The following is an 11997-nucleotide window of genomic DNA, read 5'->3' on the forward strand; positions in this document are numbered from 1 at the left end:
GGGCAACGCGCACTTGCTCTCTCCAATGCAAACCGTAATAAAACATGGGAGACAAGCAACTCTATTAAGTTCACTCAAGAATCAAACACTACACTAGCCGCATCGCCCTGCTCGGCCATTCCGTCGGCGCCGGCGCGGTGCTGCTGGCAGCCACCTGGCGACCGCAAATCGCCGCCGTGGTCAGCCTGGCCGCCTTCGCCCATCCCGCCGACATGATGCAGCGCTGGATGGCCGAACAAAACTTGCCCGACGCCGTCATCGGCCCCTACATCCTGCGCTACGTGCAGCGCACCATCGGCTATCGCTTCGACACCATCGCCCCGCTCGCCACCCTGCCGCAACTGCGCTGCCCCGTGCTGCTGATGCACGGCGAACACGACACCGTGGTGCCGGTGGAAGATGCGCGCCGCCTGCAGGCCGCCGCAGCGCGCGACAGCGTGCAACTGCACATCGGCTCCGGCGGGCACGATTCGATGGATGCCTTTCTGCGCGAGATGCCCCGAGTCACCGCATTCCTGCAGCAAGTCTGTCTGCGGCAGACGTAAACCTTGGTAACGTGCGGCGGGCGCTTTCCCCACGGCTCACACTAACGGTCATGTGCGACACACGCGCACACATCCTGTCAAAGAACGGACATGCAGCCTGCCCATCATCCGTTCATGTTTTTCTGACGGAGCCGCCTCATGTCCACCCCCGCCCAATCGCCCTTTCACCAACTGGATGAGCAACGTTTCAATCGCTTTCATTTCCTGGCCCTGATCACCACAGGAATGGGCGTCTTCACCGATGGCTATGACCTATCGTCCATCGGCATCGTGCTAGCGCTGGCCCTCCACAGCTTCGGCGTCACGCACCTTGCAGGCATCGAAGCCTCGCTGATGACCGGGTCAGCCCTTGCCGGGGCGGCAGTCGGCGCCCTGCTTTTTGGTTGGCTGGCCAACAAAGGTCGCAAACGCTTCTACGGACTGGACGTCACTCTGCTCGCCGTCGCCGCACTCGCACAGGCCTTCGTGCCCTCCGTGGCTTGGCTGATCGCCGTGCGCTTCGTGCTCGGCCTGGGCACTGGCGCGGACTATGTGCTGTCGCCGCTGATCCTGGGCGAACACGCCAATGCCCGCGACCGCGGCAAAAGCCTGGCTCTGGGCTTTGGCCTGATCTGGGGTGTTGGGGCCAGTTTCGCCGCGATGCTCTACCTCGTTCTGCACAGCGCGGGCGTCTCGCCCGATCTGATCTGGCGCGTTGTGCTGGCGGGCGGCGCCATTCCCGCCGCCTCGGTCATCTACCTGCGGCGCAAGCTGCCGGAAACCGCACGCTTCGCAGGACGCGTGGAAGGCAATCTTCAAGCCGTGCAAGCAGCGGCGCGCAACGCGGGAGTCGAGCAGCCTGCCCAGATCGAAGTCCAGGTTGATCGCACCCCGATGGCTACCTATTTCCAGCGCCACTGGCGCAGCTTCGCCGCAGCCTGCGCCCTGTGGTTCCTGTTCGACATCGTGATCTACGCCAGCATTCTGTTCGGTCCTTCGCTGCTAGCGCAGCGCGTGGGACTGAACCCCGGCGTGTTCCAGTTGGTGAACTTCCTGGTCTTCACCGTGCCAGGCGCCATCATCGGCGCCATGCTGACAGACCGCATCGGGCGCAAACCGCTGCAGGCGGCAGGCTTCGGCGGCATGGCATTGATGCTGTTTGGCTACGGACTGTATTCAAGTTCCAGCGTCGCCGCAGCCAGCGCCGGAGCCATGCTGGGCATTGCGCTCTTCGGACTGTTCAACCTGTTTTCGCAAGCCGGGCCGGGCTCGGTGAGCGCGGCAGGACTGCTCGGCGTGGAACTGGCTCCCACCCGGGTGCGGGGTCTGGTGCAGGGGATGACCGTGGCCGCCGGACGCATCGGCGCGACGCTGACCGCCTTCCTCTTTCCAGCGTTATTTCACACCTACGGCGCCGGCTTCGCATTGAACTTTCTTGCTGTGATCAGCGTAATCGCCGCCGCATTGACGCTATTGGGCATCCATGAAACCAAACGCCTGAGCCTGGAGCATGCCTGCGGCGAGCTGCCCATCGATCCGCGAGCCATCAGCCAAGCTGCCGGAGCCTGAGCCGCAGCTCCGCTCCGGCGACATCTAGCGTGGTGTCGTTCAACACGCTGATGTCAGCTTCGCCGGGCTGGAGTTCGAGCCTTTGCGCGCGCTGCAGGCGGGCGGCAATGCCTTCGGGGGTTTCGCGCCCGCGTTGCTGCAGGCGCAGCGCAAGCACCTCGGGCGAGGCCTTGATCTGCACAACGATCAGGCCCGGAAATTTGCGGCGCGCCTCGGCCAGCCAGCCGCGCGAGCCATTCACCAGCACGGTGTGCCCCTCTTGCAGGGGCGCCAGCTCGGCATGACGCACGCCATACGCAAGACCGTTGGCCACCCAATGCATGGCGAATGCACCGGCATCGCGCAAGGTGGCGAAGGTTTGCGGGGTGAGGGCTTCATGCGCCTCGCTGGATTCGTGGCCGGGCCGAGAAATACAGCGGCGCGCCAAATGCAGCCTGTCCTGCGGCTCGGCGTGCTGCATCAGCCAGGCCAGTACGCTGTCTTTGCCAGCGCCTGAAGGGCCGATGAGATAGATCAGACGGCCGGCGCTCATCGCAGCGACGCCTGCGCGATGAGGCGGAAATCCGCCCCCCTGGCGGGTTCGATCAGTAGCGAAAGCGCATCCATGCAAAGTGGTTGCGGCAGGCTGTCGAACTGCGCGTGCGCCTGCGCTTCGATTGCGGCCTGCTGCGCCACGCTCAGCCCGGACAGGTCTCCGCTCAGCGTCATGTGGAAACGAAATCGGTGCATCACATGTGGATAGCCCCAGCGGCGCAGCAGGGCTTGCTGCTCATCGTCCAGCCGCCCTTGCGCGATGCGCGCGGCGATGTCGGCTTCATCGGGCGGGGCGGTAAAGTCGTGCAGACCCTCCACGCAGCGCCGGGCCAGCGCCTGCAACTCGGCGCTGGGCTGCTGCGGAACCAGCGCCAGAAAATGCCCCATGCGCTGCACGGCCAGCGTCGGCAGATACAGCCTCGGAATCTGCGCGGCGAGCGTCTCCACCGCAGCCAGCAGCTCGGCCTCGGCGCGTCCAGCCGTCAAGCGAAAAGGCGCTTTGAGCGTGGCGTGCCAACCATAGCGCCGCGGCGCGCGGGTGATGGCGGCGAAGGCGGTTTCGTTCCAGCCTTGCGGCAAGACATGCCCGCCAGTCGTGCGCGCTTCGACGGTGTCGGAATAGCGCCGCCCCAGCCAACTCGCCCCCACTTCGCCCCACAAGGAGCCGGGTGCAGGAGAAAAATACACCGCATAGCGCGCCTGCTCAGACATCGTGCTGCACCTTGAGGGTGATGCGGTCGCCCGCGAACCAGGCCGTCGCATACTCGATGGGCGTCCCCTGCAGATCGACGTTGACGCTGTGAACCTCCAGCACCGGCCGCTGGGCGGGCTGCCGCAAAAACTGCGCCACCAGCGCATCGGGCAGGATGGCGGCGATGCGGCTTTCCCGCCTTTGATAGTCTGTCACGCCCCGCATGGCGAAGGCACGGGTCAGCGAGCCGGTCTGCCCCACGCCGTCGGCCAGCCCTTCGAAGCGCGGCAGCGGAAACCAACGCTGGCTGAAGTGCATCGGGCGCGCGTTGGCCAGGCCGAGCACGTCGATCTGCAGCACCCGGCTGCGCGGCGGCAATTCCAGCGCATGCGCGATCTCGGCGCTGGCGCGCAGATGCAGCCACCGCACCACTTGCAGTTCGCCCTCCAGCCCTGCGGCCAGCATGCTCTCGCTGTGACGGGTGCGCCGCCCAAGCGCCAAGTCCACGGCAAAGTCTTCGACATAAGTGCCGCTGCCCTGCACCATGCGCACCAGCCCCCGCGCGGCCAGACTGGACAAGGCCCGCCGAACCGTGTGGCGGTTGGCGCCGAACTGCTGCGCCAGCCGGTGTTCGGTAGGCAGGCGCGCGCCCGGAGGGTGCTCGCCACGAGCGATGTCCTGCGTGAGCTGCTCGGCAATGGAGGCCCACACGCTTTCGCGTTCGGGATGAAGTTGGTTTGTTTCTTCGGTGTGCATGAAGTCCTTTGTCACAAAATAGACACGCCCAGCGCTTACGCTGCCATCCATGAATTTATCTAGACAACTTTGAGGCTAGCACGCTGATGTTGCACTTTCATGGCATGTCCTCCCATCCCCCGGGGCCGCCGCGCCAGCGCTGGATGGAACTGCTCGCCCGGGCGCCGCTCGATCTACTGGAGTCTGTCGTTTCTCCCTTTTGCGGCGCGCAGCCGCAATGGTTGCGCGTCCCGGAATCCGGGCTGGTGATGCTGCAGGCCCGCGCGGGCGGCACGGGGGAGCGTTTCAATTTAGGGGAGGTCTCGGTCACACGCTGCGCGCTGCGTCCCGACCCCGCCGTAGTGGTCTGCGAGGCCGTGGGCGTGGCTTATGTGCTGGGGCGCAGCAAGCGCCACGCCGAACTCGCCGCCACCGCCGACGCCCTGCTGCAAGACCCGGTTTGCCAATCCAAGGTGCCCGCCGATCTGCTCACGCGCATCGAAGCCCGCTTGGCCGAGGCGCACCGCGCCCGCATGGCCCGCACCCAGGCCACCAAGGTGGAGTTTTTCACCCTGACGCGCGAAGGCCAGGCTGCTGACAACGAAGAGGACGACGCATGAATCCCAACCCGTCCTCCTCATCACTCGCCACGCTCAGCCCCGGCTTTTCCCGCCCGGTGCAAGACAGCCAAGCCGTCTTTCGCGCCGTGCTCGATGCTTTCGCGCGCCCCGGCCAAATCCAGACCGTGCGCAGTGCAGGGCAACTGCCGATTGCTCATGCGCAAGCGGCAGCCGTCAACGTGCTGCTGGCTCTGCTCGATCAAGATTGCACGCTCTGGCTTTCGCCCGCTTTGCGGCAAGACGCCGCCATCGCCAACCTGCGGTTTCACACCGGCTGCGTGATCGTTGACAACGCGCAGCAGGCGCAGTTCGTCTGGGCCGCCAGCGGCGCCGAACTTCCCGCGTTGTCCACACTGGCCTGCGGCACTGAATACGAGCCGGAACTCAGCGCGACTTGTCTGGTGCAGGTGGACGCTTTGGCCCACACCCCGGGCTGGACGCTGAGCGGCCCCGGCATTCTCGGCACGCAAACCCTGAGTGTCGACGGGCTTCCCGCCGACTTCGCTGCGCAGTGGGCCAATAACCACGCCCGGTTTCCGCAAGGCGTCGATCTGCTGCTATGCGCAGGCGAGCAGCTCATCGGCCTGCCGCGCACCACCCGCATCGGGAGCTAAATCATGTACGTTGCCGTCAAAGGAGGCGAGACCGCCATTCTCAACAGCCAGACGCTGCTGGCCGAAGAACGGCGGGGAGACCCTGCCGTGCCCGAACTCAGCCTGGCGCAAATCCGCCAGCAACTCCGGCTGGCCGTGGCCCGCGTGATGACCGAGGGCTCGCTCTACGACCCCGATCTGGCCGCGCTGGCGCTCAAGCAGGCGGCCGGCGATACGGTGGAGGCCATCTTTCTGCTGCGCGCGCATCGCACCACGCTGCCGCGGCTCGGCTACAGCGTGCCGCTGGACACGGCCAACATGACCGTGTTGCGCCGCGTCTCCGCCACCTTCAAAGACCTGCCCGGCGGCCAGATTCTGGGGCCGACTTACGACTACACCCAGCGCCTTCTCGACTTCGATCTGACTCAGCCCGGCGCCGCCCCTGCCGCTACCGCTGCCGCATGGGATGAAACCGCGCAAGACGCACCGCAAGACGCAGCCCACGGCCCAACCCCCAGCGTGGTCGATCTGCTCGATCAGGAAGGGCTGGTGGAAACCCACCCCTTCCCCGAGGGCGACCCCGCCCCGCACGACCTCACCCGCGAGCCGCTGCGCTTTCCCGCAGACCGCGCCACCCGGCTGCAGAACCTCGCGCGCGGCGACGAGGGTTTTCTGCTGGCGATGGGTTATTCCACCCAGCGCGGCTACACCCACAGCCACCCCTTTGTGGGCGAGATCCGCTTCGGTGCGGTGGACGTGGTGCTCGCCCCCGAAGAACTCGACTTTCCGCTGTCCATCGGCGAGATCGAGCTCACCGAATGCCAGATGGTCAACCAGTTTGCGGGCAGCAAGACCGAGCCGCCGCAGTTCACCCGCGGCTACGGCCTGGCCTTTGGCCACAGTGAGCGCAAGGCGATGGCCATGAGTCTGGTTGATCGCGCGCTGCGCGCCCCCGACCTCGGCGAAGCCGTGCAATCGCCCGCGCAGATGCAGGAGTTTGTGCTCTCGCACAGCGACAACCTCGAAGCCTCGGGCTTTGTGCAACACCTCAAGCTGCCGCATTACGTCGATTTCCAGGCCGAACTCGATCTGGTGCGCAAGATGCGCGCCGCCCAGGCACAGCAGACTCCGGAGGCAGACGCGCCATGACGCCTTCCTCATCCAACTCGAACGACGCGCCGATCAACTTCGCCTACCTTGATGAGCGCACCAAGCGCATGATCCGCCGCGCCTTGCTCAAAGCCGTTTGCATCCCCGGCTATCAAGTGGCCTTCGGCTCGCGCGAAATGCCCCTGCCCTATGGCTGGGGCACAGGCGGCATTCAGGTCACGGCCTCCGTGCTGGGTGAGCACGACGTGCTCAAGGTCATCGACCAGGGCTCGGACGATACCGTCAACGCGGTCAACATCCGCCGCTTCTTCCAGCGCACGGCCGGCGTGGAGGTCACTACGGACACCACCCGCGCCAGCCTCATCCAGACCCGTCACCGCATTCCCGAAACCCCGCTGCGCGAGGGCCAGATCATGGTCTATCAGGTGCCCGTCCCCGAGCCGATGCAGCGCCTCGAACCCCGCGAGACTGAAACCCGCAAGATGCACGGCCTGGCCGAGTATGGGCTCATGCACGTCAAGCTGTTCGAGGACATTTCCCGCTACGGCCATATCGCCACCACCTACGACTACCCCGTACTCGTCAACGGCCGTTACGTCATGGCGCCCTCGCCCATCCCCAAATTCGACAACCCCAAACTGCACATGAGCCCGGCCCTGCATCTGTTCGGCGCGGGCCGCGAAAAGCGCCTGTACGCCGTGCCGCCCTACACCCCGGTGGAGAGCCTGGCGTTCGACGACCATCCCTTCACCGTGCCGCGCTGGTCTCAGCCCTGTGCGCTGTGCGGCGCCACCGACAGCTATCTCGACGAAATCATTACCGACGATCAGGGCGGACGCCTATTCGTCTGCTCCGACACGCACTACTGCGCCAGTCGCCAGAACGCGCAGCTACAAACCCGTTCAGAGGAAACGCCCCATGTCCCGCGCTGAAACCCAGGCGACCGACGCGTCCGCCCCGCTGTTGCAAGTGCAGCACCTACAGCGCCGTTTCGGTACCCTGCGTGCGGTCGATGCCGTGTCCTTCGATTTCTGGCCCGGCGAGGTGCTGGCCATCGTCGGCGAATCCGGCTCGGGCAAAAGCTCGCTGCTGCACAGCCTGGCCGGACACGCCCCGCCCGATGGCGGCCGCGTGCTGTTCAACCGGCGCGAACACGGCCCCAGCGACCTATACGCCCTGCCCGAAGGCGAACGCCGCGCGCTGGCCCGCACCGACCTGGGCTTCGTGCACCAGCACGCCGCCGACGGACTGCGCATGAACGTGTCCGCCGGGGCCAATGTGGCCGAGCGGCTCATGGCGCTCGGCCAGCGCAACTACGCCGACCTCAGAAGCCAGGCGCTGACCTGGCTGGAGCGGGTGGAAATCGACCCGGCCCGCATCGACGACACGCCCGACAAGTTCTCTGGCGGCATGCAGCAGCGACTGCAGATCGCGCGCAACCTCATCACCCTGCCCCGGCTGATGTTTCTCGACGAACCCACTTCGGGGCTGGATGTCTCGGTGCAGGCGCGGCTGCTCGATCTGCTGCGCCACCTCACCCGCCAGCTCGGGCTCGCGGCCGTCCTGGTCACGCACGACCTCGCCGTGGCGCGGCTGCTGGCGCACCGCACTCTGGTCATGCGACGCGGGCAGGTCGTCGAATCCGGCCTCACCGACCAAGTGCTCGACGACCCCGAACACACCTATACCCAACTCCTCGTTTCCTCGGTGTTGCCGTCATGACTTCCCCTCTCCTGCACATCGAAAACCTGAGCAAGCGCTTCGTCCTGCATCAACAGCACGGCACCGTGATCGACGTCCTCCAAAATGTCGATCTGCAAGTGCATCGCGGTGAATGCGTGGTGCTCGACGGCCCTTCGGGCATGGGAAAAAGCACCCTGCTCAAACTCATCTACGCTAATTACCGCGCGCATGAGGGTCGGATCATGCTGCATCCGGGCACGCCAGACGCCATCGACCTCACCCGCGCCTCGCCGCGCGAGCTGCTGGCCCTGCGCCAGCAGACCATCGGCTACGTCAGCCAGTTCCTGCGGGTCATCCCGCGCGTCCCCACCATCGATGTGGTGGCGGAGCCCCTGCTCGAAGGCCGCACTGCCGACGAAGCCGCCGTGCGTGCTGCCCGCGAGGAAGCGGGGCGATGGCTGGAGCGTCTGCGCATTCCTGCCTCGCTGTGGACGCTCCCCCCGGCCACGTTCTCCGGCGGCGAGCAGCAACGGGTCAACATTGCCCGCAGCCTGATCAAGCCCCGCGCCTTGCTGCTGCTCGACGAACCCACCGCCTCGCTCGACGCGGCCAATACCCAAACCGTCATCGCGCTGATCGGCGAAGCGCGCGCGCGCGGCGCGGCCATCGTCGGTGTGTTCCACGACCCCGCCGTGGCCGCAGCCGTAGCCACCCGCCGCGTTTCGATGCAAACCTTCCGGAGTGCTGCATGAGCCCACCCAAAAACCTTCGCTTCGCTCGGTTCTCCCCTCAAGGGGCGAGAAACTCTTGGGGCGGCCCGGCGAGTTTCTCATGAGCAGCCTGCTGTTGACCAACGCCCATATCGTCACCGCCGACGACATCGTGCTGGGCAGCCTTTACGCCGAGGACGGACTGATCCGCGGCCTGGACACCGAACCGGCCACCTCGCCACAAGCCATCGATCTGGGCGGCGACCTGCTGATTCCCGGCCTCATCGAACTGCACACCGACAACCTGGAACGCCACCTCATGCCGCGCCCGGGCGTGCACTGGGCGGTGCTGCCCGCATTGCTGGCGCACGATGGCGAAATCGCCGCTGCCGGCATCACCACCGTGCTCGACGCCATCGGCGTGGGCGAGGCCGACACCGACAGCCTGCGCGGCAAAGACTGGAACCCCCTGCTCGCCTGCCTGAGCGATTGCAGGGCGCGCGGCGTGCTGCGCGCCGACCATCTGCTGCATGTGCGCTGCGAACTGCCCGCGCCCAACACCATCAGCCTGTTCACCCCGTTTCACCACCATCCGCTGCTCAAACTGCTCTCGCTGATGGACCACACGCCAGGGCAGCGACAGTGGGAAAACATCGAGCATGCCCGCATTTACTACACCGGCAAAAAAGGCTGGAGCGAAGCCAAATTTCAGTCCAAGGTGGCCGAGGCGTCCGAGTTGCAGACGCGCTTTGCGAAGCCGCATCGCGCCTACTTCGTCGACTACGCCAAAACCCACGGCATCACCCTGGCCAGCCACGACGACACCACGCCTGAACATGTGGCGCAAGCGGGCGATGAAGGCGCCCGGATTTCCGAATTTCCCACCACAGTCGCCGCCGCGCAGACGGCGCGCGAAATGGGCCTGTTCACCGTGATGGGCGGGCCCAACGTGGTGCGCGGCGGCTCGCATTCGGGCAACGTGGCGGCAGCCGAACTCGCGCGCCTGGACCTGCTCGACATCCTCTCTTCTGATTACGTCCCGGGCAGTCTGCTGAGCGCCGTGTTCACGCTGCACCAACGAGACGGCATCGACCTGCCACAGGCCGTGCGCATGGTGACGCACCACCCGGCCGCCTCACTGGGCTTCGACGACCGTGGTCAGATCGCGCTGGGTCTGCGCGCCGATCTGGTGCAGGTCCAACCCGTCACCCTGCCAGACGGCTCGGTGCACCCCGTGGTGCGGGCCGTCTGGCGCGAAGGGCGGCGGGTGATCTGAACGACCGCGGCGATGTGCGGCACTTCGCCGCACATGTAACAAAAAGTTCTCAAAAACGTCAAGCCTTTGTCACATCCAGCCTGCAAACTGCCGACATGTCTAGACAAATTTCCAAAGGATTGCCATGACAACCGCTATCCGCGTCACCCAGTTGAACAAACACTTCGCCAATGGCCGCCATGCGCTGTGCGACATTGATCTGCACATCGGCAAAGGCGAGATGGTGGCGCTCATCGGGGCCTCCGGCTCGGGCAAGTCCACCCTCATGCGCCACCTGGCCGGTCTGGTGGCGGCGGACAGAGACTCTGCCTCTGAAATTCGCATCAACGAGGACGTGGTGCAAAGTCAGGGCCGCATCGCCCGCAATGTGCGCCGCGTGCGCGCCGGCGTGGGCATGGTGTTCCAGCAGTTCAATCTGGTGGGGCGACTGCCCGTCATCACCAATGTGCTCGTGGGGCAGTTGCACCGCACCCACTGGCTGCGCGGCTGGACTGGCTGGTTCACCCGCAAGGAGCGCGAACGCGCCCTTGAAGCGCTGCACCGCGTGGGCATTGCGCAGCAGGCGCACCAGCGCGCCTCCACTCTTTCAGGCGGCCAGCAGCAACGCGCCGCCATTGCGCGCACCCTGGTGCAGCAGGCGCGGGTGGTGCTCGCCGACGAGCCCATCGCCTCTCTCGACCCGGAGTCTTCGCGCCGGGTGATGGAAATTCTCACTCGCATCAATCGCGAAGATGGCGTGACCGTGCTGGTCTCTTTGCATCAGGTTGAAATGGCGCTGCGCTATTGCCCGCGCACCATCGCCCTCAACGCGGGCCGGGTGGTGTACGACGGCCCGTCGGCCGCTCTCACCCCGGACATGCTGCGCAGCCTTTATGGCGTGCAGACCGATGAAATCCTCATGCCCGCGCAGGCCGAGGTCAACCCCGAGGCCGACCCGTTTGTTGCGCCCCTTCAGACCGTGCAGGTCTTGGCCCGGGCGGCCTGAGCCGGGTCTGAAGCCACCTTCCTTTTTTCACAACCTCAGGGAGTTTCACCATGTTCAAAAAAGCACTCATCTCCGCCATCTGCGCCATCGGCCTGAGCGCCGCAGCGCAGGCTGCCACCATCAACTTCGGCATCATTTCCACCGAATCGAGCACCAATCTGAAAAAGGACTGGGAGCCTGTGCTGGCTGAAATGGCCAAGCAGACCGGTTATGAAGTCAAACCCTTCTTCGCCCCCGACTATGCCGGCGTGATCGAAGCCATGCGCTTCAACAAGGTGCAGGTGGCCTGGTTCGGCAACAAGTCGGCGATGGAAGCGGTGGACCGATCCGACGGCGAAGTCTTCGCCCAGACCATTGCCGCAGACGGCTCGGACGGTTACTACTCGCTGCTCATCGTCAACAAAAAGAGCCCCATCAACACCCTCGACGAGATGCTCAAAGACGGCAAGTCACTGAGCTTCAGCATTGGCGACCCCAACTCCACCTCGGGCTTTCTGGTGCCGAGCTATTACGTGTTTGCCAAGCACAACATCGACCCGAAAACCTTCTTCAAGGTCACGCGCAGCGCCAACCATGAGTCCAATGCCATGGCTGTCGCCAACGGGCAGGTGGACGTGGCGACCAACAACACCGAGAGCATGGACCGCCTGAAGCTGGTACAGCCCGCCGCGTTCGACAAAATCAAGGTGATCTGGAAGTCGCCGCTCATTCCCTCCGATCCGCTGGTGTACCGCAAGGATCTGCCGCAGGCCGAGAAGACCAAGATCGGCGATTTCTTCTTCAACTATGGCAAGACCGCCGAGCAGAAAGAGGCGCTCAAGCGCCTTGGCTTGGCGGGCTTCAAGCCCTCGACCAATGCGCAGCTCGTGCCCATCCGCCAGCTTGGCCTGTTCACCAAGCGCACCAAGATCGCGGCTGACGACAAGTTGAGTGCCGAGGAAAAGAAATCCCAGATCGCCAAGATCGA

General features: G+C 65.3%; 14 protein-coding genes. 11 read left to right on the forward strand and 3 right to left on the reverse strand.

Features of this window, described 5'->3' with window-relative positions; all coding sequences use genetic code 11:
• Window positions 1-80: 80 nt before the first annotated feature.
• Together AC2VLV_RS07125 and AC2VLV_RS07130 are read left to right on the forward strand one after the other, a co-directional pair.
• Entirely contained in the window at window positions 81-545 is a 465-nt protein-coding gene (locus AC2VLV_RS07125) for an alpha/beta hydrolase (protein ID WP_486989326.1), read from the forward strand.
• A gap of 138 nt (window positions 546-683) precedes the next feature.
• A complete protein-coding gene (locus AC2VLV_RS07130; protein ID WP_486989313.1) occupies window positions 684-2093 on the forward strand; it encodes an MFS transporter in 1410 nt (469 codons plus the stop codon).
• On the opposite strand, the gene phnN is transcribed toward AC2VLV_RS07130, so the two are convergent.
• From phnN to phnF, 3 genes are read right to left on the reverse strand one after another with little or no spacing between them, the layout of a single operon-like run.
• Window positions 2071-2625 (reverse strand): phosphonate metabolism protein/1,5-bisphosphokinase (PRPP-forming) PhnN, encoded by a 555-nt coding sequence (phnN, locus tag AC2VLV_RS07135; RefSeq protein WP_486989314.1) that lies wholly within the window; start codon window positions 2623-2625, stop codon window positions 2071-2073. The genes AC2VLV_RS07130 and phnN overlap by 23 nt on opposite strands.
• Complete coding sequence (locus AC2VLV_RS07140) at window positions 2622-3338, reverse strand: DUF1045 domain-containing protein (RefSeq protein WP_486989315.1); 717 nt, start codon at window positions 3336-3338, stop codon at window positions 2622-2624. The genes phnN and AC2VLV_RS07140 overlap by 4 nt, the downstream gene beginning before the upstream one ends.
• Complete coding sequence (phnF, locus tag AC2VLV_RS07145) at window positions 3331-4074, reverse strand: phosphonate metabolism transcriptional regulator PhnF (RefSeq protein ID WP_486989316.1); 744 nt, start codon at window positions 4072-4074, stop codon at window positions 3331-3333. The genes AC2VLV_RS07140 and phnF overlap by 8 nt, the downstream gene beginning before the upstream one ends.
• 104 nt (window positions 4075-4178) lie before the next feature.
• Here phnF and phnG point away from each other — a divergent pair, with 104 nt between their 5' ends.
• The 9 genes from phnG to phnD form a co-directional block, all read left to right on the forward strand.
• On the forward strand, window positions 4179-4673 hold the full coding sequence (gene phnG, locus AC2VLV_RS07150; RefSeq protein ID WP_486989317.1) for a phosphonate C-P lyase system protein PhnG: 495 nt from the start codon (window positions 4179-4181) through the stop codon (window positions 4671-4673).
• Window positions 4670-5287 carry a phosphonate C-P lyase system protein PhnH gene (phnH, locus tag AC2VLV_RS07155; protein WP_486989318.1) on the forward strand — a complete coding sequence of 206 codons (618 nt, stop codon included), beginning with the start codon at window positions 4670-4672 and terminating at the stop codon, window positions 5285-5287. Before phnG ends, phnH begins: the two co-directional genes overlap by 4 nt.
• Before the next feature lie 3 nt (window positions 5288-5290).
• Window positions 5291-6415, forward strand: a complete 1125-nt coding sequence (locus tag AC2VLV_RS07160) for a carbon-phosphorus lyase complex subunit (protein WP_486989319.1) — start codon at window positions 5291-5293, stop codon at window positions 6413-6415.
• Window positions 6412-7308 (forward strand): alpha-D-ribose 1-methylphosphonate 5-phosphate C-P-lyase PhnJ, encoded by an 897-nt coding sequence (locus tag AC2VLV_RS07165; RefSeq protein WP_486989320.1) that lies wholly within the window; start codon window positions 6412-6414, stop codon window positions 7306-7308. Before AC2VLV_RS07160 ends, AC2VLV_RS07165 begins: the two co-directional genes overlap by 4 nt.
• Window positions 7295-8098 carry a phosphonate C-P lyase system protein PhnK gene (phnK, locus tag AC2VLV_RS07170; RefSeq protein WP_486989321.1) on the forward strand — a complete coding sequence of 268 codons (804 nt, stop codon included), beginning with the start codon at window positions 7295-7297 and terminating at the stop codon, window positions 8096-8098. The genes AC2VLV_RS07165 and phnK overlap by 14 nt, the downstream gene beginning before the upstream one ends.
• Window positions 8095-8811 carry a phosphonate C-P lyase system protein PhnL gene (gene phnL / locus AC2VLV_RS07175; RefSeq protein WP_486989322.1) on the forward strand — a complete coding sequence of 239 codons (717 nt, stop codon included), beginning with the start codon at window positions 8095-8097 and terminating at the stop codon, window positions 8809-8811. Before phnK ends, phnL begins: the two co-directional genes overlap by 4 nt.
• A gap of 79 nt (window positions 8812-8890) precedes the next feature.
• Window positions 8891-10045 carry an alpha-D-ribose 1-methylphosphonate 5-triphosphate diphosphatase gene (locus AC2VLV_RS07180; RefSeq protein WP_486989323.1) on the forward strand — a complete coding sequence of 385 codons (1155 nt, stop codon included), beginning with the start codon at window positions 8891-8893 and terminating at the stop codon, window positions 10043-10045.
• 124 nt (window positions 10046-10169) lie between these two features.
• On the forward strand, window positions 10170-11030 hold the full coding sequence (gene phnC, locus AC2VLV_RS07185; protein WP_486989324.1) for a phosphonate ABC transporter ATP-binding protein: 861 nt from the start codon (window positions 10170-10172) through the stop codon (window positions 11028-11030).
• 50 nt (window positions 11031-11080) lie between these two features.
• Window positions 11081-11997 (forward strand): phosphonate ABC transporter substrate-binding protein (phnD, locus tag AC2VLV_RS07190; RefSeq protein ID WP_486989325.1); only part of this gene is annotated, 917 nt, incomplete at its 3' end.

Source organism: Thiomonas sp. TH-17, from assembly GCF_057473305.1.

Bases quoted from the DNA above. Each gene is read 5' to 3' on its own strand.
- AC2VLV_RS07130 (WP_486989313.1), top strand. From the start codon at position 684: ATGTCCACCCCCGCCCAATCGCCCTTTCACCAACTGGATGAGCAACGT.
- phnN (WP_486989314.1), bottom strand. From the start codon at position 2,625: ATGAGCGCCGGCCGTCTGATCTATCTCATCGGCCCTTCAGGCGCTGGC.
- AC2VLV_RS07140 (WP_486989315.1), bottom strand. From the start codon at position 3,338: ATGTCTGAGCAGGCGCGCTATGCGGTGTATTTTTCTCCTGCACCCGGC.
- phnF (WP_486989316.1), bottom strand. From the start codon at position 4,074: ATGCACACCGAAGAAACAAACCAACTTCATCCCGAACGCGAAAGCGTG.
- phnG (WP_486989317.1), top strand. From the start codon at position 4,179: ATGTCCTCCCATCCCCCGGGGCCGCCGCGCCAGCGCTGGATGGAACTG.
- phnH (WP_486989318.1), top strand. From the start codon at position 4,670: ATGAATCCCAACCCGTCCTCCTCATCACTCGCCACGCTCAGCCCCGGC.
- AC2VLV_RS07160 (WP_486989319.1), top strand. From the start codon at position 5,291: ATGTACGTTGCCGTCAAAGGAGGCGAGACCGCCATTCTCAACAGCCAG.
- AC2VLV_RS07165 (WP_486989320.1), top strand. From the start codon at position 6,412: ATGACGCCTTCCTCATCCAACTCGAACGACGCGCCGATCAACTTCGCC.
- phnK (WP_486989321.1), top strand. From the start codon at position 7,295: ATGTCCCGCGCTGAAACCCAGGCGACCGACGCGTCCGCCCCGCTGTTG.
- phnL (WP_486989322.1), top strand. From the start codon at position 8,095: ATGACTTCCCCTCTCCTGCACATCGAAAACCTGAGCAAGCGCTTCGTC.
- AC2VLV_RS07180 (WP_486989323.1), top strand. From the start codon at position 8,891: ATGAGCAGCCTGCTGTTGACCAACGCCCATATCGTCACCGCCGACGAC.
- phnC (WP_486989324.1), top strand. From the start codon at position 10,170: ATGACAACCGCTATCCGCGTCACCCAGTTGAACAAACACTTCGCCAAT.